The sequence below is a fragment of the Microbacterium pratiae genome, assembly GCF_047302165.1.
Taxonomy (GTDB): Bacteria; Actinomycetota; Actinomycetes; order Actinomycetales; family Microbacteriaceae; genus Microbacterium.
Window position 1 is genome coordinate 1,554,656 of sequence record NZ_CP154843.1, and the last position, 21,057, is coordinate 1,575,712.

Here is a 21,057-nt window from a genome sequence, read left to right on the forward strand (position 1 = left end):
CTGCCGCGCAGGCATCCCGACAACCGATGGAAGAGAACGCAGTGTCAGAACGCATCCCCGACGACGTCGATTGGGCCACGGCCGCCGAGCAGTCCAGCGAGGACGACGAAGCCCAGGAGGGCAACGTGCTGGCCGACCAGGAGCGCGCCTCCGACGCCGCCGAGCACGCCGCTGTCCACGTGGTGGACGATGAGGCAGAGCAGGACGACACCGACCTCGACGGCGTCGAGATCGACGACCCCGAGGCCGATGCCGTCGTGAACGACGCGCTCGAGATCGACGAGACCGCTGAAGCCGAGGCCGCCGCAGAGGTGTTGACCGACTCCCTCGAGGAGGAGATCGCCGAGCAGGCCGCCGAGGCCGCCGACGAGGTCGAGCCGTACGACGGGCCCGAGCCCGACGTCGAGGTCTCGGAGGAGACTGTCGACTACCTCTCCGAGTTCGAGGCCGCGGCCGGCATCGAGATCCCCGTCGGCGACGACGAAGACCCCTACGAGGCCTTCCGCACCGAGCTGCGCATGCTGCCCGGCAAGTGGTACGTCATCCACTCCTACGCCGGTTTCGAGCGAAAGGTGAAGGCCAACATCGAGCAGCGCAAGTCGACGCTCGAGGTCGAAGAGGACATCTACCAGGTCGAGGTCCCGATGGAGGACGTCGTCGAGATCAAGAACGGTCAGCGCAAGATGGTCACGCGCGTCCGGATCCCCGGCTACGTGCTCGTCCGCATGGAGCTCACCGAAGACACCTGGTCGGTCGTCCGCCACACCCCCGGCGTCACGGGCTTCGTGGGCAACGCCCACAACCCCACTCCGCTGCGCTTCGACGAGGCGTTCAACATGCTGAAGTCGCTCGTCGAGGTCAAGGAAGCGGCCCCCGCCAAGGCCGGTGCCGTCAAGGGTGCAGCCGCCCCCACGCGCAGCATCGTCACCGAGGTCGACTTCGAGATCGGCGAGACGATCACGATCAAGGAAGGCTCGTTCGCCGGCCTTCCCGGTTCGATCAGCGAGATCAAGCCCGAGAGCGGCAAGCTCACGGTCCTCGTGTCGCTCTTCGAGCGCGAGACCCCCGTCGAGCTCTCGTTCGACCAGGTCACCAAGCAGTAACGCGAGTCCGCGTCGACGAAGCGCCCCTCCGCAATACCGCGGCCGGGGCGCTTCGCTGTCGCGGCGACGCCGCTCGTCGACAGCCTCATCGCCAGGATGCGGTAAGCTTGGGGAGTTTGCGGGCGCTTGTGCGCCTGCATGACACGACCGCCGCTCGGAAATGCCGGGCGTGCGGGAGAGGGATGCCGCCGGCATCCGCTCGACGAAAGGAAAACGAATGGCACCGAAGAAGAAGGTGACCGGCCTGATCAAGCTCCAGATCAAGGCAGGAGCCGCCAACCCGGCGCCGCCGATCGGCCCCGCGCTCGGTCAGCATGGCGTCAACATCATGGAGTTCTGCAAGGCCTACAACGCCGCGACCGAGTCGCAGCGCGGCAACGTCATCCCCGTGGAGATCACCGTCTACGAGGACCGCAGCTTCACGTTCATCCTGAAGACCCCGCCTGCCGCGGAGCTCATCAAGAAGGCCGCCGGAGTCGCGAAGGGCTCGGCCACGCCTCACACGACCAAGGTCGCGAAGCTCACGAAGGACCAGGTCCGCGAGATCGCCGAGGCCAAGATGCCCGACCTGAACGCCAATGACATCGAGGCCGCCTCGCTGATCATCGCCGGCACCGCCCGTTCCATGGGCATCACGGTCGAGAGCTGAGGGGGAGAACACAATGGCTAAGTCCAAGGTTTACGAAGCAGCCGCGGCGAAGATCGACCGCGACAAGTTCTACAGCTCCACCGAGGCCGTCGCTCTCGCGAAGGACACCGGTTCGAAGAAGTTCGACTCGACCGTCGAGGTCGCGCTGAAGCTCGCTGTCGACCCGCGCAAGGCGGACCAGATGGTCCGCGGCACGGTCATCCTGCCCCACGGCACGGGTAAGACCGCTCGCGTCATCGTGTTCGCGACGGGCCCGGCCGCCGAGGCCGCCATCGCCGCTGGCGCTGACGAGGTCGGCGGCGCCGAGCTCATCGAGAAGGTCGCCGGCGGCTGGACCGCATTCGACTCGGCCGTCTCGACGCCCGAGCTCATGGGCCAGGTCGGCCGTCTGGGTAAGGTCCTCGGTCCCCGTGGCCTCATGCCCAACCCGAAGACCGGCACCGTGACCCCCAACCCGGCCAAGGCCGTCGAGGAGATCAAGGGCGGAAAGATCGAGTTCCGCGTCGACAAGCACGCCAACGTGCACTTCGTCGTCGGCAAGGCGTCGTTCTCGGCTGAGCAGCTCGAAGAGAACTTCAACGCGGCGGTCGAGGAGATCGTCCGTCTGAAGCCCTCGAGCGCCAAGGGCCGCTACATCCAGAAGGGCGCCGTGTCGACCACGTTCGGCCCCGGCATCCCGCTGGACGTCAACGCGCTCGTCTGATCGCGATCCGCATGAACGGGGTCTCACCTTCGGGTGAGGCCCCGTTCGTCGTTCCGGACGTCACCGGTTCGCGCTAGCGTCGGCTTATGCGGCATCCCCTCTCCGACCTCCTCGGAATCGAAGTCCCCATCGTGCTGGGGCCGTTCGGAGGTCTGTCGTCAGCGGCGCTGACCGCCGCAGTGAGCGAGGGCGGCGGGCTCGGCTCGTTCGGGCTGTACGGCTACGAACCGACGCGCATCCGTGAGACGGTCGCGTCGATTCGAGAGCGCACCTCCCGTCCCTTCGCCCTCAACCTCTGGTTGCCGCTCGGTGACGAGGTGACCCCCGACGCCGTGGATGCCGCACCGGCGCGCGATGCTCTTCGCCCGCTCTTCGCCGCAGCCTCGGCCGCCGTGCCCGAACTGCCCGAGCGGTTTCTGCCGTCGCTCGATGAACAGCTCGCGGCGGTCTGGGAGGCACGACCAGCCGTGCTCAGCGTGGTCTTCGGGGTGCCGGCGCCGTCGGTCGTCGAGGAGGCGCATCGCCACGGTATCCGCGTGATGGGGACGGCGACGACGGTCGCCGAGGCGCGGGCGCTGGAAGCCGGGGGCGTCGACGTCATCGTCGCGAGCGGCGCGGAAGCAGCGGGGCACCGGGTGTCGTTCCTGGCGGCTCCGGAGGACTCCCTCGTGGGCACCTTCGCCCTCGTGCCGCAGGTCGTGGATGCCGTGTCCGTGCCGGTGGTCGCGGCGGGTGGCGTCGCCGATCGCCGGGGCGTCGCAGCGGCTCTCTCCCTGGGAGCATCGGGCGTGCAGGTGGGGACGGCGTTCCTGAGGACGCGGCAGTCCGCGGCATCCGAGGGTCATCGCGCCGCCATCGCCGGCGCGAACGACACCTCAACGGTGCTCACGCGCGCGATGAGCGGGCGCCTCGCTCGCGGCATCCCGAACCGGGCCGTGCGCCACATCGAGTCCACCGGGGTCATCGCGCCCTTCCCGGCGCAGAACTGGCTCACGGGCGTCTTCCGTGCCGCCGCCGGCGGTGACCCCGACCTCTCGTCCCTGTGGGCGGGTCAGGCCGCAGGCCTCGCTCGGCGAGACGACGCGGAGGATGTGCTGCGCGAGCTCGCGGCGGGGCTGCCGGAATCCTGAGGCGAGGGCGGGGGTTCAGGGCGACGCGGAGAGGTCAGCGGGTGTCACGGACCTCGAAGGCGGTCGATCCGCTCCGCGGCGTGTCGGCGACGCGCGCGACATCAACCCGCGCACCGGGCGGCCCCTGCGCCATCCACGCGAGGACCGCGTCCACAGCGTCATCGGTGCCCTCCAGAACGGCCTCGACGGAGCCGTTGGCGCGATTGCGGACCCAGCCCACGACTCCGCGGCGGTCGGCTTCGAGCAGCAGGCTGTAGCGGTACCCGACGCCCTGGACGCGGCCCTCGACGATCACGTGAACGCTTCGCATCCCCTCATCCTGCCTCACGGCCAGACGAGGCTGACGGCGAGGAGGATCATGACGAGCGCGACGAATCCGTCGAGCACCCGCCACGCCCGCGGGGTCGCGAGCACTCGCCCGAGCAGCCGCGCGCCGAAGGCGAGCGTGAAGAACCACACCACGCTCGCGGTCACCGCTCCGACGGCGAACCACCCGCGGTCATCGCCGTGCGTCGCGGCGATGCTGCCGAGGAGGAAGACGGTGTCGAGGTAGACGTGAGGGTTGAGCCAGGTGAGCGCGAGACACGTGAGCACGATGGCTGCACGGCGAGCGGGTGCCGGGCGTTCGGGAGCGGTTCGTGCGTCGAGCGCCTCTCCGCTCGGCCGCCAGGCGCGGCGCGCGGCCAGAAGACCGTAGACGAGGAGGAACGCGGCTCCGGCCCACCGAACGGCCGGCACCAGCCACGGCAGGGTCTGCAACACGAGACCGAGCCCGGTCATGCCGGCGACGATGAGCACGGCGTCGGAGACCGCGCAGATCGTCGCGACGAGCAGGACGTGTTCGCGACGGATGCCCTGGCGCAGCACGAACAGGTTCTGTGCGCCGATCGCGACGATGAGCGACAGGCCGAGGCCGAGGCCGGAGAGGGAGGCGGAGAGCACGAGTCGACGCTAGAGCCGGCCTCGACTACAGTCCAGTTCATGAGACTTCACTTGGTGAAGCGCAGCTGAAGGTGCGCGTTCCCGTCGACCTGGTCGAGACCCTCGCCGTGATCCTCGACGAGGGGAGCCTGGACGCTGCCGCGCGTCGACTGCACCTCACGCCGTCGGCCGTGAGCCAGCGAGTCCGGGCTCTGGAGCGCATCGCCGGTCAGGTGCTGCTCGTGCGCTCGAAGCCGGCACGGGCGACCGAGGCGGCGCACCGCTTCGTGCGCTACGCCCGTCAGCTCGCCCTCCTCGAGCGCGATGCCTTCGACGGGATCGACGCGGGCGTCACGACCGTTCCACTCGCCGTGAACGCCGATTCGCTCGCGACCTGGTTCCTGCCGCCGCTCGCTCGGGCGGCAGCCGCACACGATGTGGTGTTCGACCTGCATCGCGACGACCAGGACTTCACCGCCGGCCTGCTCGAGAGCGGAACGGTGATGGGCGCGGTCACCTCGCGGCGGGTTCCGGTGGCGGGATGCCGCGTCTCGACGCTCGGCGCGTTGCGCTACGAGGCCGTCGCCGCACCGGCTTTCGCGGAGCGCTGGTTCGCGGGGGCGGATGTCGGGCACGGGCCCGACCGTGACGCGCTCGGGCCCGACCGTGACGCGCTCGCGTCGGCACCGGTCGTCGACTTCGACCGCCGCGACGAGCTGCAGACCCGATGGCTGCGCGGCGCGCGCGTGGACGTCGACGCGCCCCCTCGGCATCGCGTTCCCGCATCGCAGGACTTCGCGACCGCCGTGCTGCTCGGTCTCGGGTGGGCGCTGCTGCCGACGCTGCAGTCGCGCGCGCACGTGGACCGGGGTGAGCTGGTGCGCCTCGGGGGAGACGACATCGTGGTGCCGCTCTACTGGCAGCAGTGGAACCTCGCCTCACCGCTGCTCGACGCGGTCGCCGACGAGGTGGTCGCCGAAGCCCGGCGCGTGCTCGAACCCGTCGCCTGAACCTGCCCGGCTCGGCGAGAGTGCATGCTCGACGCGAGCACGTCGCCAAGATGGTGCGTGCTGGGCGCGAGCGTGCGTTCTCGCGGGCTTCGCCCCGGAGCGGGTCAGCCCTCGGAAACCGTGAGGACGACCTTGCCGCGGGAATGGCCCCGCTCGACCTCGATGTGCGCGGCTGCGGCATCGGCGAGGTCGTGCACGCTGTCGACGAACACCTGGATGGCGCCCGAGTCGAGGAGTCGGCCGAGGGTCGCCAGCACGCTGCCGTCGGGGATGACCTTGTACCCGGTCGCCCGCACGCCGGCCGCAGCAGCGGCCTCGGCGTACCCCGGCCATCCGCCGGTCGGCACCATGACGTACAGGCCGCCCGGGCGCAGCACACCGAGCGAGCGCGAGCCCGTGTCGTCGTCCACATTGCCCACGAGGTCGATCACGACGTCCATCTCGCCGACGACGTCCTCGAAGCGGGTCGTCGCGTAGTCGATGGCGACCGAGGCGCCGAGCTCGCGCAGCCAGGGGAGGTTCCGCTCCGAGCCGGTGGCCGTCACCTGTGCGCCGAAGTAGGCCGCGAGCTGCACGGCGAAATGACCGACCCCGCCCGATCCGGCGTGGATCAGCATCCGCTGGCCCTCGTGCGCATGAGCGGTCTCGACGACGAGGCCCCACGCGGTGAGCGCGGCGAGGGGGACTCCCGCGGCCTCGACGTGAGACAGGCTCGCGGGCTTGCGGGCGACCGACAGCGACGGCACGACGACGTACTCGGCGTAGCTGCCACCGGACCGGGGGAACGGCAACATGCCGAAGACCTCGGTGCCGGGTTGCAGCTCATGGGTCTCGTAGGGGCTCGCGACGACTACTCCGCTGAAGTCGAATCCGAGGGTGCTCGGCCAGCGGTCGATGACGCCCGCCACCCCCCGGCCCGTTCGCGTCTTGGTGTCGATGGGGTTCACACCGGCGGCCACGACCCGCACGAGCACTTCGCCGAGCACGGGCGAGGGGACCGGCACGTCGGCGATGCGCAAGACCTCGGGTGCGCCGGGTTCATCGAACACGACCGCTCGCATCGTCTCGGGCGGCGTCTCGGCCGGCGTCGTCGGCTGGGAGGCGGTTGCTGTGCGCAGCGGCCGGAATCTCATCCGTCGCTCCTTCCTCACACCGCCGGCGTCGGCGGCGATGATGCTCGGTCGACCTCAGTCAATCGTGACATTGTCTCGACCGTGTTACGGAGCGGTCACCGAGGGGAGAAGCTCGCGCGTGCGTGGCGCGACGCGCGTGTCGCCACGCACGAGATCCGGGCGGATCAGTCCGGCGCCTCGGATGCGGAGAGGGCGTGGAGCAGACGGGTGAGCTCGCGGATGTCGTCGACGTGCCACGCCTCCAGCGCGTTCAGCAGGGAGTTCTCGCGCGGCGCCCGCACAGCGTCGAGTCGCCGGATGCCGTCGGGGGTGGCCGACAGCAGGCTGGAGCGACCGTCGGCGGGGTCGGGGGTGCGTTGCACGAGCTGGAGCTCTTCGAGCTCGCGCACGGTGCGGCTGATCTGGCCCTTGTCGGAGTGCAGCGTCTCGGCGAGGGCGGAGAGCGTGATCTCGCCGCGACGGGCGATCGTCGTGAAGACCTTGTACGCACCGGGGAGCATTCCGGGGCTCAGCCGGTCGGCGTTCTCGGCGAACAGACGCCGGACGTGCGTGAACAGCTCGCCGAACTCGAGCTCGAGAGCTCGGACGGCGGCGGTGCGCTCATCGTCGAAAACCGCTGCCCACGGACCGGGAGCCCCGGGGGTGGTGCACCCCCGGGACTCGTCGGACTCTCGTGCGGTCATCCCGATCACCCTATCGAGCCGACCGGCGCGTCCCGGCGTCGACCGGGGCATCGGAGTCCGCGGCATCCGTGCGGACGGTGCCGGTCGCGGTGAGCGCGTTCATCCCCTCGGGGACCGACACGGTGGCCAGGTCGGCTTCGCCCGCCTGCAGGCGCTCGGTGGTGGTCATCGTCGTCAGCGGCTTGTTCGGCAGGAACACGATCGCGATGAGGCTGAGCACCGCGAAGGGCACGGCGATCAGGAACGAGTGCGAGATGCCGGTCGCGTAGATGTCCTCGAACACGACCCGCAGGGCCTCGGGCATCGCCGACACCTGGGGGAGCGTCCCCGACTGCAGCTGGGTGGCCCAGGTCTGCGCCTGGTCTCCGAGAGACATCAGCGCGCCCTGGATGTCGTCCCGGCGCTCTCCGACGAGGGTCGTGACCTGCGAGGCGAGCGCCGCCCCCATGACCGAGACGCCGATCGTGCCTCCGAGGCTGCGGAAGAACGTCACACCCGAGCTCGCGACGCCGATCTCGGTCGGACTCGTGGTGTTCTGCACGACGAGCACGAGGTTCTGCATCGTCATCCCGACGCCGGCGCCGAGCATCGCCATGTAGAGCGAGACGAGCGTGAAGTCGGTGTCGTAGTGGATCGTCGACAGCATGGTCGACCCGCCGATGAGCAGCACGGCTCCGACGATGAGGAAGGGCTTCCACTTACCGGTGCGCGTGATGAGCGCGCCTACGCCGATGGAGGCGACCAGCAGACCGCCGATCATCGGGATCGTCATGACACCGGCCTCGGTGGGCGTCGCGCCGCGGGCGAGCTGCATGTACTGGCTGAGGAAGACCGAGGCGCCGAACATCGCGATGCCCGTCGCGATCGATGCGATCACCGAGAGGGTGAAGGTGAGGTTGCGGAACAGCGTGAGCGGGACGAGGGGCTCGCGCACCTTGAGTTCCGTGATGACGAACAGGATCGCACCGATCACGGCGCCGCCGACCATCAGAAGCGTCTCGACGCTCATCCACTCGAACGAGTCGCCCGCGAGGGTCACCCAGATCAGCAGAAGCGAGACGGAGGCCGACAGCAGCACGATGCCGAGGTAGTCGATGCGCGTCTCCTTGCGCGGGTGCGCCGGGATGTGGAGGGTCCGCTGAACGATCAGCAGAGCCGCGACGGCGACGGGGAGAGCGACGAAGAAGTTCCAGCGCCAGCCCCAGGCGTCGGTGATGACGCCGCCGAGCAGCGGGCCGCCGATCGTGGCGACGGCCATCACGGCGCCGAACAGGCCCATGTAGCGGCCGCGCTCGCGCGGGCTGATGATGTCGGCCATCAGCACCTGGCTGAGGGCGGCGAGGCCACCGGCGCCGATGCCCTGCACGGCGCGGAAGGCGATCAGCATCTCGGGAGTCTGCGAGAACCCGGCCGCTGCGGTGGCCAGGACGAAGATGACGATCGCGAGCTGGTAGAGCACCTTGCGGTTGGTGAGGTCGGCGAGCTTGCCCCAGATGGGGGTCGAGATCGCCGTCGTCAGAAGCGTCGCCGTGACGACCCAGGTGAAGGCGGTCTGCGTGCCCTCGAGGTCGTGGATGATGACGGGCAGCGACGTCGAGACGACGGTCGAGGCCAGCATCGAGACGAACATGCCGAGCAGGAGCCCCGAGAGGGCTTCGAGCACGCCGCGACGCGACATGCTCTGCCCCTCGGATCGAGTGGTTGCGGAAGCGGACATAGGTCCTCCTGGAAGATCGGACGGACGCGGCTGCGCTGGCGCGGAATCGTCGGTGGGACGGGTACTTCGATAGCCGGAAGGCGGCGTAACTGGTTGACGAAAGTCAACCGTTGAGATTGGTCAACTATATGTTCAATCGTTGAGTTACGTCAACTATTCCCGGAGTCGGGCGACCGCAGGGAGGATGGGGTGATGTTCAGCGTCGAGTCGCTCCCCGATACCGGTACCGACAGGGGCGTGCGCGCCGACTGGCAGCGGCTCATCGATGCCGGCCTGCCCAGCGCCGGCCGGCATCCGTCGGAGTCGAACCGCCCGCACGTGACGCTCGCCGTCCGCGACGACCTGCCGACGGATGCCGTGCGCGAGCTCGCGCGGGTCGGCGGCGCGTTACCGGTGGAGTGCCGGCTCGGCGGAGCCGTCGTCTTCGCTGCGGGGGAGCGCTTCGTCCTGGCCCGCCCGCTCGTGATGAGCGCCGCACTGCTGCGGTTGCACGCCGATATCGTCGACCTCGTCGGACCCCCGCCCGTGCGGTACGCCGTGACGGCGAAGGACCGCTGGACGCCGCACATCACGCTCGCGCGCCGGATGACGGCGGAACAGGTGGGGCGTGCCCTCGACATCGTCGGCGCGGCCGGTATCGAGGGAGAGCTGACCGGCTTGCGTCTGTGGGATGCCGAGGCGAAGGCCGTCACGCCGCTGCGGTGATCGTCTCGGGCGGCGCCGGGCTCACCCGGTAGGTCAGGTGCGACCGTCAGTCGCTGAGGGCGAGGGCCCGGAAGGGCTCACGCGGGCGCGTCGCGGGGACGCGGGGCGCCTCGGCTGCGCGCCGCTGCATCGTACGACGGTACAGCTCGTCGATGAGCTCCGTCGCGAGGTTCACGAGCAGCCGGATCTCGCGCTCGTCGCGGTCGACCCAGGCGCAGCGCGGCTCGTCGTCGATGGGGACGAAGCCGTCGTGCTGCTCCCACACCACGAGCGTGCGCTCGGCGCCGAGGACATGCTGCTGCCACCACACCTGACGCAGGTACGTGCGCGGGATCGAGCGCCAGCTCTTGTTCGTGGTCTTGATCTCGGCGAGGGTCACGCGGCCGTCGGCATCCACCATCACGCCGTCGGGTGTCGCGAGGTGGCGCTTCTCGACCACGGCGTGGAAAAGCGCCGAAGAGGGCTGGATGCCGTGCGTCGCGGCGACCCACGCGGCGATCTCCGGCTCGCGGCGGCGGCCGTGGTCGGTGTAGGCGTTGCCGGAGAAGCCGGAGCCCATGAGCTTCGAGTCGGCGGCGCGCGCGATCGCCTTCGGGCTCGTCAGCGTCGCGACATCCGTCGCCGTGATGCCCCGTGAGCGAGCCCGGATCCACGCCACGCGGTCGCGCGAGTCCGCGACGATGCGAGCAGCGAGTTCGGGAGACACGCCTTCGACCCTAACCCCGCTCACCCCCACACCCACCCTCACCCCTCGGCGTGCCCCCACCCCACCCACCCCGGCCCGGCGTCGAGTGCACGGCATCCCATCGACCGCACGGCATCGGTGCGTGGATGTCTCGTTCACTCGGCGGTAAGCCGTGCGCTCAGCGGGGAGGGCGGATGTTGAATGCCCTGAGGTGGGCGGAGAAGGTTGCGGGGGAGGTGACGTGACGGGATTCCCAGCGCACGAGGCGACGTCCGGTCGTGCCCCGGATCCAGTCCTCGCGGCGCTTCTCGGCGAGGACGGCGTCCTCGGCGGAGCGCGGGGAGCGGAGGCCCGGGTCGAGGTACTTGCCGACGCCGTCGCACTCGCCCCAGGCGTCGGCGTCGTCGAGGCCGAAGTCGACGCGGTACCAGCCCGCGCCGCGCGGGCCGGCGATCGGCACCTGCAGCCGGACCGAACGGAAACCGATCTGGTGCAATCGGAACCGGCTGACGCTCTCGAGGGTCGACTCGGCCCGGCCGTCGGCGAACCCCGTCACCCAGCGGGCCCGCCTGATCCCGCGCGCCGCCCCCGCCGCGGCGATCCGGGTGGCCATCGCGGTCCGCCACTCGTCGGGCGAGCGGCCCGTGCGGTCGCACCAGATCCCTTCCGCGCGGTCGGCCATGACGAGCGCCGCCTCGGGAGTCATCGTGCGCGCGACGTCGAACACCGTGCGCGCGAGCGAGGTGCAGCGGATGCCGTTCACCTCGACGACGTCGTGTGCATCGAGAGGAGTGCAGTGCCGGAACGCGTCGGGGCCGCTGGAGACCCGGGCGCCCGGAGCCGTCGTCAGGTGGACGCGGGTCGGCCGGACGCGATAGAGGTCGAGACCGTGCAGCACCCCGGCGGACTCGTGCGAGACGACCGCGTGGCCGCGCACCTCGTGGGCGACAGCCATCACATGGAGCAGATGCGCATCCTCGGCATAGAGCTCGTCGAACGCGGCCCGGTCGACGTACCAGCCGCGCCGCACGTGCACCCGGATGTCGTCCCGCACCGAGCGGTCGATCGAGCGTTCGCTCTCACCCGCCTCGAGCAGGTCGCGTCGGCGGCGGAGCAATGCCCGCACCTCATCCGGTTCTCGTCGTCTGCGCATCCCGCCCATGCTCACCCTTCACCTCCCGCCCACCCCCACCACTTCACCCATGTGTGGATCCCCCAAACCACCCCCCCATGTGTGCAGAACTCGTGGCCGGCGCCGAGCGAACGGGCACCCGCCGAGTCCACGGCAACTCTGCGCCGCGTTGCCGTGCACTGGGCGGGATGCCGTGCACTCGGCGACGAGCGGGGGGATTTGGGGGATGGGGGGTGTGGGGGTATGGTGGGGGTAAGCCAAAGACCGCTGGTCATCGGTGTGCGCGTGAGCGCACTCGAGATCGAAGCTCTGCACAGCAGGGGCCCGCGCAGGTGACACTGAACTTCTCCTTCGGGAACCGAGCTCCGTGCCTCTGCGCCGGAGCTTTTGTCATGTCCGGGGCTGGTCGAGGCCGACGCTCCGCCACCGCGAAGCGTCAGGCACACATCAAGGAGTGACCATGGTGCAGAAGGACGCATCGGTCGCCGAGCTCACGAAGTCATTCGAGGACTCGACTGCCGTTCTGCTGACCGAGTACCGCGGTCTGACGGTGGCCCAGCTCAAGCAGCTGCGCAACACCATCCGTCAGGACGCGAACTACGCCGTGGTGAAGAACACGCTGACCAAGATCGCCGCGAACAACGCGGGGATCACGGCGCTCGACGAGGACCTCAAGGGTCCCTCGGCCGTGGCGTTCGTGCACGGCGACTTCGTCGCCACCGCCAAGGCTCTGCGTGACTTCGCCAAGGCGAACCCGCTCCTCGTCATCAAGGGCGGCATCTTCGAGGGCAACGCCCTCTCCGCCGACGAGGTCAACAAGTACGCCTCGCTCGAGAGCCGCGAGGTTCTGCTGGCCAAGGCCGCGGGCATGATGAAGGCGACGATGGGCAAGGCTGCCGCCACCATCGACGCGCTTCGCGAAAAGCTGGAGACCGCCGACGCCGCGTGAGCGACAGGCGAGCTCTTACACCAACCCCATCTATCTAGGAGATACATCATGGCGAAGCTTTCCACCGAGGAGCTGCTCGAGCAGTTCGCCGGCCTGACCCTCGTCGAGCTCAGCGAGTTCGTGAAGGCGTTCGAGGAGAAGTTCGACGTCACCGCTGCTGCCCCCGTCGCCGTTGCCGGCGCCGCTGGTGGCGCTGGTGCCGCTGAGGCCGAGGAGGAGAAGGACTCGTTCGACGTCATCCTCGAGGCTGCCGGCGACAAGAAGATCCAGGTCATCAAGACGGTCCGCGAGCTCACCTCGCTGGGCCTCGGCGAGGCCAAGGCTGTCGTCGACGGTGCTCCCAAGGCCGTCCTCGAGGGCGCGAACAAGGAGACCGCCGAGAAGGCGAAGGCCGCTCTCGAAGAGGCCGGCGCGACGGTCACCCTCAAGTAATTCCCCGCTCTCACTCGAGAGCAGCACGACGGCCCCGGATGCTGCATCCGGGGCCGTCGTCGTTTGCGCGGGGTTCAGTCGCGACGCGAGAGGGTCGAGTCCTGGACGGCGACGGAGCTGCGGCCGGGCGCCCCGGCCGTCGTCCCGCGCACCACCATCCGCGGCTTGATGCGCATCGTCACGGTGTCGGCCTCAGGGTCTTCGATGTGGCGCAGGAGCAGTTCGACGGCGGCACGACCCTGCTCGTGCGGTACCTGCCGCAGCGTCGTCAGCGCGAACATCTCGGCGTTCACATGGTCGTCGATGCCGACGACGCTCAAAGCCGAGGGGACGAGGATGCCGAGGCGGCGCGCGGCGATGATCGCTCCGATGGCGACGTCGTCGCACGCGGCCACGATGCCGGTCGGTCGGTCCGCGGGGTCGCTCAGGAGGTCGACGGCGGCGGCGTACCCAGCGGGCATCGACAGCTCCGCGGGGGTGCGGCAGATCTCCGCCGCGAGGCCGGCGCGGCGCATCTCCGACTCGTAGCCGGCGTAGCGTTCGGACTCGACGTGAGGCCAGCGCGTCGCGTCGGTGCCGCCGAGGAAGGCGATCCGGCGATGCCCGAGCTCGATGAGGTGCGCGGTCGCGAGGGCGGTGGCATGGGCGTCGTCGAGGGTGACGAGGCTCGTGTCGCCCTCGGTGCCGATGACGCTGACCACCGGCTTGCCGAGTGCCAGGAGCGCATCGAGCTCACTCTCGGCGGGTTCGAGGCCCACGGCGATGACCCCGTCGAAGCGCCGGCGCGCCAGGAAGTCCTCGAACACGCGCCGCCGGGTGTCCGTCCCCGGGCGGGCGTCGTACAGGGTGAGGTCGAGGCCGTGCTCGAGGAGTGCCGCCTGGATCCCTTCCAGGACCTCGCCGAAGAACCATCGGCTCACGTGCGGCATGACGACGCCGACGGTCTGAGTGCGACCGGTCGCCAGGCTCATGGCGGAGGAATGGGCGACGTACGACAGCTCCTGCGCGGCGACGGTCACTCGTCGGCGCGTCTCCTCGGACACGTAACCACGGCCGGAGAGGGCTCGGCTCGCCGTCGCCTTCGACACCCCTGCTCGGGTGGCGACGTCGGCGATGGTGCTCATGGGACCTCCTCGTCCGTTCGGGGAGACCTGCCGGGGGACTCCCACCAGAGCGTAGCGGCTTCGCGCCCGAGCGGGAACCGGTTCCAGGTGCAATCTGTGTGAGCGCTCCCACAAGTAGACGCCATACCACACCGGATGGTTGTCATTCCGTGATATCCCGCTGGTTGTGTCGGACCCGGCAGGACAGTAGGTTGTCCTGGAATCGGTTCCCCAATGGATGCGGACAAGGCTCCTCTGGGTGAACGATGATCCCGATAGAGGAGAAGTACATGGCATTGTCACAGCGATACCGTCTTCTTGCCCCCGTCGCCCTCATGGGCGCGGCAGCACTGGTGCTGGCTGGGTGCGCCGAAGGTGGCGGCGAAGGCGGCGGCGACAGCAGCGGCGACGCGAAGACGACCGTCCGCATCTCGGGCGGCATCACCGGTGGTGAGGCGGACGCGCTCAACGAGTCGTTCGCGCAGTTCACCGAGGACACCGGTATCACGGTGGAGTACACCGGCGACAAGTCGTTCGAGGGCAACATCGTCACCAAGGTGACCGGTGGCGACGCCCCCGACATCGCGATCGTGCCGCAGCCCGGTCTGCTGAAGACGCTCGTCGAGACCGGCAAGGTGCTGCCCGCGACCGAGGCGGTCGAGAGCGCGGTCGACGAGAACTGGTCGCCCGACTGGAAGCAGTACGGCACGTTCGACGACACCTTCTACGCGGCACCCATGCTCGCGAACCTGAAGGGCTACGTCTGGTACTCGCCGAAGCAGTTCGCCGAGTGGGGCGTCGAAGTCCCCAAGACGTGGGACGAGATGATCGCGCTCACCGACAAGATCGTGCAGACGACCGGCGGTCCCGCGTGGTGCGCCGGTTTCGCCTCCGACGCTGCCTCCGGCTGGCCGGGCACCGACTGGGTGGAGGACCTCGTCTTGCGCCAGGCCGGCCCCGACGTCTACGACCAGTGGGTGGCCGGCGACGTGAAGTTCACCGACCCGCAGATCAAGTCGGCGTTCGACGCGGTGGGCGAGATCCTGCTCAACCCCGAGTACGTCAACGCGGGCTACGGCGACGTCAAGAGCATCAACTCGACCGCGTTCGGCGACGTGGCCGCGGCCGTCGCGAGCGGCGACTGCGCCCTCACGCATCAGGCCTCGTTCCTGTCGGCGAACTTCCTCGACGTTCAGACCGCCGACGGCGCGACCCCCGAGGTCGCTCCCGACGGTGACGTCTACGCGTTCCTGACCCCCGGTTACACCGAGGGCGAGCTCCAGGTCGAGGGTGGCGGCGAGTTCGTCGCTGCGTTCTCGGACGACGAGTCGACGCAGAAGGTTCTCGAGTTCATGGCTTCGCCCGAGTTCGCAGACGCGCGCGTCAAGCTCGGCGGCGTGATCTCGGCGAACAAGAACGCCGACCCCTCGCTCGCCTCGAGCGAGTTCCTCCAGGAGGCCATGACGACGCTGCAGGACGAGACCACGGTCTTCCGCTTCGACGCATCCGACCTGATGCCGTCCACGGTGGGCTCGGGCTCGTTCTGGAAGGGCATGGTCGACTGGATCGACGGCAAGGACACCGAAACCGTCCTGTCCGACATCCAGGCCGGTTACGAGAACTGATCGTCGCCTGACGATCGGTTGAGCCGAGCGGGGTCGGGCTGCACAAGCCCGGCCCCGCTCCTCCCGTCCGTACCGCCCGGGTACGCCGCTGTACTCAGAAGGGGATCCACATGTCGCAGACGACCGTCGACAGACCCGTCGACACCGAACCTCCCACCACCACCCACGCCACCGATCCGAAGGGGAGGTCGATCACCCGGATCGTCGTCGCCGTCGGATTCGCCCTGATCGTCGCCATCCTCCTGCTGCTGATCTTCACCGGATCGAGCGAGGAATCGTCGCGCATCACGATCGGGTTCTCGCTCAACAGCTTCTTCCTCTGGTTGGGCGCGATGAACCCGCTCATCCAGATCCCCGTCATCCTGGCCGTGTTCGGGCTCGTCGTGGGCATCATCCTGGTGCTCATCGAGTACGCGCCGCGGCCGGGACGCGGCTACTTCATCATGCGGCTCGTCGCGTGCCTGGTCATCCCGGCGCTCGCCTTCCTGCTGCTGCGGCCCTACGCCAACGCCGTCCTCTACGTCGTCGCGATCGCGCTGCTCGTCGGTGCGCTGCTCTTCTTCGCGGACTTCCGGTCGCGTCAAGGCGCGGGCTACCTGTTCCAGCTCATCCTCTTCATGGCCCCGGCCAGCATCATGCTGGCGCTCGGACTCATCTACCCGGCGATCGCCACGATCTTCAAGTCGTTCTACGACAAATCGGGCGAGCAGTTCGTGGGGCTCGAGAACTACTTCTGGGTGTTCACCAACCCGACGGGAACGGCCTCGGTCGTCAACACGATCCTCTGGGCGCTCCTGGCCCCCACGATCTCGGTCGGCATCGGACTCGCGTACGCGGTCTTCATCGACCGCGCCCGCGGCGAGAAGATCCTCAAGGTCCTGGTCTTCATGCCGGTCGCGATCTCGTTCGTCGGCGCCGGCATCATCTGGAAGTTCATGTACGACGCCCGACAGGGGGAGCAGGTCGGTCTGCTCAACGCGATCGTCACGGCATTCGGCGGCGATCCGATCCAGTGGCTCGCCATCAAGCCGGTCATCAACACCCTCATGCTCCTGGTGGTCTTCATCTGGACGCAGACGGGCTTCGCCATGGTGATCCTCTCGGCCGCGATCAAGGCGGTGCCGACCGAGCAGCTCGAGGCGGCGCAGCTGGACGGGACCAACGCCTGGCAGCGGTTCCGCAACGTCACCGTGCCCGGCATCCGCTCGTCGCTGATCGTCGTGCTCACGACCATCACGATCGCGTCGCTGAAGGTGTACGACATCGTGGCGGTCATGACCGGCGGCCGCGATGAGACGACCGTGCTCGGCTTCGAGATGGTCAACCAGCAGCAGCGGTTCCAGAGCTACGGGCACTCGTCCGCGCTCGCCGTCGTGCTGTTCCTGTTCGTCCTGCCGCTGATCATCTACAACGCCCGATCGATGGCCAAGCAGAGGGAGATCCGCTGATGACTGTTGCAGCCCCGGCCGCGCCCGTCGACACCCGCACCAAGCGCCAGGTGGCGCGCGACACCCGCCGCAACGAGGCGATCGCCCACAAGAAGCTGACGTCGAAGGGCGCGACGATCGCGGCCGTCATCATCGCCATCTTCTGGACGATCCCGACGTTCGGCCTGTTCGTGACGTCGTTCCGACCCGGTGCCGACACCCAGTCGACGGGGTGGTGGACCGTCTTCGCCAATCCCGAGTTCACCCTCGACAACTACGCCGAGGCGTTGACCGCGGGGGGAACGTCCACGACGCTCGCGTCGGCGTTCATCAACTCGCTCGCGATCACCATCCCCGCGACGGTGTTCCCGATCGTGATGGCCGCCCTTGCCGCCTACGCCTTCGCCTGGATCGACTTCAAGGGGCGCAGCGCGCTCTTCGTGTTCGTCTTCGCGCTGCAGATCGTTCCGTTGCAGATGGCACTCGTTCCGCTGCTCAGCCTCTTCTCGGAAGGGCTGACGATCAACGACGTGCCGATCTTCCCCGGATTCGGCCTCAACGAGGTGCAGTACAGCTTCGCCCGCGTCTGGATCGCCCACGCGATCTTCGCCCTGCCGCTGGCGACGTTCATGCTGCACAACTTCATCGCCGAGATCCCGGGCGAGATCATCGAGGCGGCGCGGGTCGACGGAGCCGGACACGGTCAGGTCTTCTTCCGCATCATCGTGCCGCTGGCCGCTCCCGCGATCGCGTCGTTCGCGATCTTCCAGTTCCTGTGGGTATGGAACGACCTGCTCGTCGCGACGATCTTCGCCTCGCCCGGCGCGTTGCCGATCACTCAGGCGCTGAACTCGCTGTCGGGCACGTGGGGCAACCGCTGGTTCCTGCAGTCGGCGGGAACCTTCATCTCGATCATCGTGCCGCTGATTGTGTTCTTCGCTCTGCAGCGCTTCTTCGTGCGCGGCCTGCTGGCAGGTGCGACGAAGGGCTGATCGACAGGATCGGATGCCGCTGGGGTGCGGGGGCTGTCAGCCTCCGCACCCCAGTCTTTGCTGGATCGAGCGCATCAGGTCGATCTCGGCGCTCTGCGTCTCGATGACGCCGCCGGCGACCTGGACGGCCCGAGGGTCGCTGCCGAGGTCGACGAGTGCCTGCGCCATCGGGATGGCGCCCTGGTGGTGCCGGATCATCAGATCGAGGAACGTGCAGTCGGCGGCGACGCCGGTCTCGGCGTCGAGCTGGGCGAGCTGCGCGGGAGTGGCCATGCCCATCTCGGCGCGCAGCTCTTCGTCGCTCTGCTGCTGCCCCGGCGTGCCGTGGCCGTGGTCGGACTGTCCGGCCATCCACTGCATGAGGGGAGCGGTCGAGGCCTGCGGCAGCCCCCACTGGACGAGCCAGTCGTAGAACTCGCCGCGCTGGCCGGCCTGAGCGGTGGCGATGTCGAACGCGAGCGTGCGGATGCCCTCGTCCTCGGTCTTGCGATAGATCGTCATCGCCATCTCGATCGCCTGCGTGTGATGCACCTGCATGTCGCGGGCGAAGCCTGCCTCGGGGGAGAAGCCGCCGGGGACCGAGGGCGAGGTGCCGAAGGCGGAGAACCGTCCGACCGCGAACGCCGTGCCGGCGACCGCGAGGACGACGAGGAGCACCGCCCACCAGCGCAGACCGGACGACGGCGGGACGGCGGCCTGCGCCGCCGTCTCCGCCGCGACGTCGTCGGTCACGCCTTGCCGGGGCCGTCGATCGCGCCCGAGCAGATCGCGTTCGGCTCGGGGACGTTCTGACTGCGCCAGTACTCGGTGAAGAAGTCGCGGATGCGCTCGTCATCGGCCGAGTCGACCTTGAGCTGAGCGTTCCAGGCGCTCACGGCGATGGGCGTGTCCATGTCGGGGTACGGCGTCAGCAGCGCGTACGTGCTCGGCATGTAGCCCTTCAGGGTCTCGATGTCCTCGTCCGACACCTGGGCCGGGTCGTACGTGAGCCACACGGCGCCGTGCTCCATCGAGTGGACGGCGTTCTCGTTCGCCTGCGGCTCGGTGTACACGCCGCAGTTGAGCCAGTACGGGTTGTGCTCCCCGCCGGCGGGCGGGGTCTGCGGGTACTCGACGGAGCCCTCGACGTGCGTCGTGATGTTCTGGAACGTCTCGACGCCGGGGATGTCGCGACCCGTGCTGTTGCCTGCCTGGTATGTGACGGGCCGGGGTGCGAGGACCACCGAGGCGGCGATGAGGCCCACCACGGCGACCGCGGCCGTCGAGCCGACGACCCACCAGGTGAGCTTGCTGCGACGTCGCTTCGACAGCTGCTTCTGGTACTCGGCGAGCTTCGCCTGCTTCTGCTGTTCGCGCTGCTGCTTGACGGTGAGGTTGATCTGGGCCTGGGCGGCGGGATTGCCGCTCGTTCGCTTGTCGGCGGACGGAGTCATTGCTGTGACCTCGGTTCGGGGGCAAGGGATGGGTGCGCGTGCGGCGCGAGGTCAGCCTATGCGCGTGAATGGTGAATCGGCTGAGAGGCGCGAACGTCGTGAACCCGCGCCGGGTTACGATAAAAGGTCGCTCGAAAACGCTGCTGCCACGAAACGAAGAAGACGTGCCCGAAACTCCTCCTCATCAGTCCTCCTCCGCCACCGGGGCGATCCGTACGCTGGGCTCGAACCCGGCCACGGCCCCCATCATGCTCCACCCGGGCGACGCGATCCCGACCTCGCGTCGCGTCATCTACATCATCCTGCTCGGTGCCCTGACGGCGCTCGGGCCCTTCACGATCGATCTGTACCTTCCGGCGTTCCCCGCGCTCGAGGCCGACTTCCAGACGACCGCCGCGGCGATCCAGCTGACGCTGACCGGAACCATGGTCGGGTTCGCGCTCGGTCAGCTCATCGTCGGTCCGCTCAGCGACAAGCTCGGGCGACGGGTCCCGCTGCTGTGCGTGACCGCTCTGCACGTGCTCTCGAGCACCGCCGCAGCGATCGCCCCGACCCTCGAGCTGCTGAGCGCCGCTCGGGTCTTCATGGGCATCGGTGCCGCGGCCGGCGGTGTCGTCGCGATGGCGATCGTCCGCGACCTCTTCGGTGGGCGCCGGCTCGTCGTGATGTTGAGCCGCCTGGCGCTGGTCTCGGGCGTCGCCCCGGTCGCCGCGCCGCTGGTCGGCTCGGGTCTGCTGACGGTCATGCCCTGGCGCGGCATCTTCGTCGTGCTCGCCGCCTACGGCGGAGTCATGCTGATCGCCTCGCTCTTCCTCGTGCCCGAGACCCTGCCCAAGGCGCGTCGTCGTGACAACGGCTCGGCGACGGTCTGGCAGCGCTACCGGAGCGTCCTGAGCGACCGCATCTTCATCGGCGTGCTCATCATCGGCGGGATGACCTTCAGCGGACTGTTCTCGTACCTGTCGTCATCGTCCTTCCTCTTCCAGCAGACCTACGGCTTCGACCCGCAGCAGTACGGCGTGCTCTTCGCCGTCAATTCGCTCGGCGTCGTCCTGGGCGTGCAGACGGCGTCGCGCCTCGCGGCCCGCTTCGGTCCGCAGTGGGTCATGGCGGTCTCGACCGCCGTGCTCGTCGTCGCCGGAGCCAGCATCATCGTCACCGACCAGATGGGTCTCGGGCTGTGGGGCACGGTCGTGCCGTTGTTCTTCTTCATCACCGCGTGCGGATTCACGTTCCCCTGCGTCCAGGTGCTCGCCCTCGACCGTCATGGTCGCGCGGCCGGGACCGCGGCATCCCTCATCGGCGCCGTGAACTTCGGTGTCGCCGGTTTCATCTCGCCGCTCGCCGCCTGGATCTCGGGCGGCTCGGGCATCACCGCGACGACGATGGCTTCGGTGATGGCCGGCTGCGCCGTCGTGGCCGTGCTCTCGCTGTGGCTCGTCGTGCGTCCGCGCAGCGTTCCGCAGCTCTCTCCCTGATCGCCACGCCCAGCGCAAGGGGCGGCGTCGAATCGGCCACCGTCGAC

General features: G+C 69.0%; 22 protein-coding genes. 12 read left to right on the plus strand and 10 right to left on the minus strand.

From position 1 onward, the window contains the following. Nucleotides 1–41 precede the first annotated feature (41 nt). The 4 genes from nusG to AA0Y20_RS07245 all read left to right on the plus strand — a co-directional run bounded on the left by nusG (nt 42) and on the right by AA0Y20_RS07245 (nt 3,585). Nucleotides 42–1,103: a transcription termination/antitermination protein NusG gene (gene nusG, locus AA0Y20_RS07230; RefSeq protein WP_412938382.1), complete on the plus strand. Its 1,062-nt coding sequence runs from the start codon at nt 42–44 to the stop codon at nt 1,101–1,103. A gap of 217 nt (nt 1,104–1,320) precedes the next feature. After that, nucleotides 1,321–1,752, plus strand: coding sequence for a 50S ribosomal protein L11 (gene rplK / locus AA0Y20_RS07235; protein WP_412938384.1), 432 nt, complete (start codon nt 1,321–1,323; stop codon nt 1,750–1,752). A gap of 13 nt (nt 1,753–1,765) precedes the next feature. After that, nucleotides 1,766–2,455 (plus strand): 50S ribosomal protein L1, encoded by a 690-nt coding sequence (rplA, locus tag AA0Y20_RS07240; RefSeq protein WP_112616874.1) that lies wholly within the window; start codon nt 1,766–1,768, stop codon nt 2,453–2,455. An 86-nt stretch (nt 2,456–2,541) separates the two neighbouring features. Continuing rightward, a complete protein-coding gene (locus AA0Y20_RS07245; RefSeq protein ID WP_412938386.1) occupies nt 2,542–3,585 on the plus strand; it encodes an NAD(P)H-dependent flavin oxidoreductase in 1,044 nt (347 codons plus the stop codon). Between the two features lie 34 nt (nt 3,586–3,619). Here the strand turns inward: AA0Y20_RS07245 and AA0Y20_RS07250 are convergent, their stop codons facing one another. Beyond that, entirely contained in the window at nt 3,620–3,895 is a 276-nt protein-coding gene (locus AA0Y20_RS07250; RefSeq protein ID WP_412938388.1) for an acylphosphatase, read from the minus strand. Nucleotides 3,896–3,909: 14 nt separating this feature from the next. Next, on the minus strand, nt 3,910–4,527 hold the full coding sequence (locus tag AA0Y20_RS07255) for a LysE/ArgO family amino acid transporter (protein ID WP_412938389.1): 618 nt from the start codon (nt 4,525–4,527) through the stop codon (nt 3,910–3,912). A gap of 71 nt (nt 4,528–4,598) precedes the next feature. On the opposite strand from AA0Y20_RS07255, the gene AA0Y20_RS07260 reads away from it, so the two are divergent. Next, the gene (locus AA0Y20_RS07260) at nt 4,599–5,516 is read left to right on the plus strand and encodes a LysR family transcriptional regulator ArgP (RefSeq protein WP_412938390.1); all 918 of its coding nucleotides are present in this window, start codon (nt 4,599–4,601) and stop codon (nt 5,514–5,516) included. A 104-nt stretch (nt 5,517–5,620) separates the two neighbouring features. Here the strand turns inward: AA0Y20_RS07260 and AA0Y20_RS07265 are convergent, their stop codons facing one another. The 3 genes from AA0Y20_RS07265 to AA0Y20_RS07275 form a co-directional block, all read right to left on the minus strand. Further along, complete coding sequence (locus AA0Y20_RS07265) at nt 5,621–6,649, minus strand: NADP-dependent oxidoreductase (protein WP_412938391.1); 1,029 nt, start codon at nt 6,647–6,649, stop codon at nt 5,621–5,623. A 164-nt stretch (nt 6,650–6,813) separates the two neighbouring features. Further along, a complete protein-coding gene (locus AA0Y20_RS07270; protein WP_412938392.1) occupies nt 6,814–7,332 on the minus strand; it encodes a MarR family winged helix-turn-helix transcriptional regulator in 519 nt (172 codons plus the stop codon). 10 nt (nt 7,333–7,342) lie between these two features. Continuing rightward, nucleotides 7,343–9,049, minus strand: a complete 1,707-nt coding sequence (locus AA0Y20_RS07275) for an MDR family MFS transporter (RefSeq protein WP_412938394.1) — start codon at nt 9,047–9,049, stop codon at nt 7,343–7,345. Between the two features lie 192 nt (nt 9,050–9,241). On the opposite strand from AA0Y20_RS07275, the gene AA0Y20_RS07280 reads away from it, so the two are divergent. After that, nucleotides 9,242–9,754, plus strand: coding sequence for a 2'-5' RNA ligase family protein (locus AA0Y20_RS07280; RefSeq protein WP_412938396.1), 513 nt, complete (start codon nt 9,242–9,244; stop codon nt 9,752–9,754). Between the two features lie 46 nt (nt 9,755–9,800). Here AA0Y20_RS07280 and AA0Y20_RS07285 read toward each other — a convergent pair whose 3' ends face one another. Together AA0Y20_RS07285 and AA0Y20_RS07290 are read right to left on the minus strand one after the other, a co-directional pair. Then, nucleotides 9,801–10,460 carry a YqaJ viral recombinase family protein gene (locus tag AA0Y20_RS07285; protein WP_412938397.1) on the minus strand — a complete coding sequence of 220 codons (660 nt, stop codon included), beginning with the start codon at nt 10,458–10,460 and terminating at the stop codon, nt 9,801–9,803. A 157-nt stretch (nt 10,461–10,617) separates the two neighbouring features. After that, complete coding sequence (locus AA0Y20_RS07290; RefSeq protein ID WP_412938399.1) at nt 10,618–11,592, minus strand: hypothetical protein; 975 nt, start codon at nt 11,590–11,592, stop codon at nt 10,618–10,620. Between the two features lie 439 nt (nt 11,593–12,031). Here AA0Y20_RS07290 and rplJ point away from each other — a divergent pair, with 439 nt between their 5' ends. Then, nucleotides 12,032–12,520, plus strand: a complete 489-nt coding sequence (rplJ, locus tag AA0Y20_RS07295; RefSeq protein ID WP_412938400.1) for a 50S ribosomal protein L10 — start codon at nt 12,032–12,034, stop codon at nt 12,518–12,520. Nucleotides 12,521–12,568: 48 nt separating this feature from the next. Continuing rightward, nucleotides 12,569–12,952: a 50S ribosomal protein L7/L12 gene (gene rplL, locus AA0Y20_RS07300; protein ID WP_023952029.1), complete on the plus strand. Its 384-nt coding sequence runs from the start codon at nt 12,569–12,571 to the stop codon at nt 12,950–12,952. Nucleotides 12,953–13,026: 74 nt separating this feature from the next. On the opposite strand, the gene AA0Y20_RS07305 is transcribed toward rplL, so the two are convergent. Continuing rightward, nucleotides 13,027–14,076 (minus strand): LacI family DNA-binding transcriptional regulator, encoded by a 1,050-nt coding sequence (locus AA0Y20_RS07305; RefSeq protein WP_412938401.1) that lies wholly within the window; start codon nt 14,074–14,076, stop codon nt 13,027–13,029. A 269-nt stretch (nt 14,077–14,345) separates the two neighbouring features. On the opposite strand from AA0Y20_RS07305, the gene AA0Y20_RS07310 reads away from it, so the two are divergent. The 3 genes from AA0Y20_RS07310 (at nt 14,346) to AA0Y20_RS07320 (ending at nt 18,099) form a co-directional block, all read left to right on the plus strand. Further along, on the plus strand, nt 14,346–15,680 hold the full coding sequence (locus AA0Y20_RS07310; protein ID WP_412938403.1) for an ABC transporter substrate-binding protein: 1,335 nt from the start codon (nt 14,346–14,348) through the stop codon (nt 15,678–15,680). Nucleotides 15,681–15,790: 110 nt separating this feature from the next. After that, a complete protein-coding gene (locus AA0Y20_RS07315; RefSeq protein ID WP_412938405.1) occupies nt 15,791–17,128 on the plus strand; it encodes a carbohydrate ABC transporter permease in 1,338 nt (445 codons plus the stop codon). After that, nucleotides 17,128–18,099, plus strand: a complete 972-nt coding sequence (locus AA0Y20_RS07320) for a carbohydrate ABC transporter permease (RefSeq protein ID WP_412938406.1) — start codon at nt 17,128–17,130, stop codon at nt 18,097–18,099. Before AA0Y20_RS07315 ends, AA0Y20_RS07320 begins: the two co-directional genes overlap by 1 nt. Before the next feature lie 36 nt (nt 18,100–18,135). On the opposite strand, the gene AA0Y20_RS07325 is transcribed toward AA0Y20_RS07320, so the two are convergent. Beyond that, nucleotides 18,136–18,831 (minus strand): DUF305 domain-containing protein, encoded by a 696-nt coding sequence (locus AA0Y20_RS07325; RefSeq protein ID WP_412938408.1) that lies wholly within the window; start codon nt 18,829–18,831, stop codon nt 18,136–18,138. Then, nucleotides 18,828–19,532, minus strand: a complete 705-nt coding sequence (locus AA0Y20_RS07330) for a DUF3105 domain-containing protein (RefSeq protein WP_412938409.1) — start codon at nt 19,530–19,532, stop codon at nt 18,828–18,830. The genes AA0Y20_RS07325 and AA0Y20_RS07330 overlap by 4 nt, the downstream gene beginning before the upstream one ends. Nucleotides 19,533–19,780: 248 nt before the next feature. Here AA0Y20_RS07330 and AA0Y20_RS07335 point away from each other — a divergent pair, with 248 nt between their 5' ends. Further along, entirely contained in the window at nt 19,781–21,010 is a 1,230-nt protein-coding gene (locus AA0Y20_RS07335) for a multidrug effflux MFS transporter (RefSeq protein WP_412939720.1), read from the plus strand. The last annotated feature ends 47 nt before the right edge of the window (nt 21,011–21,057 follow it).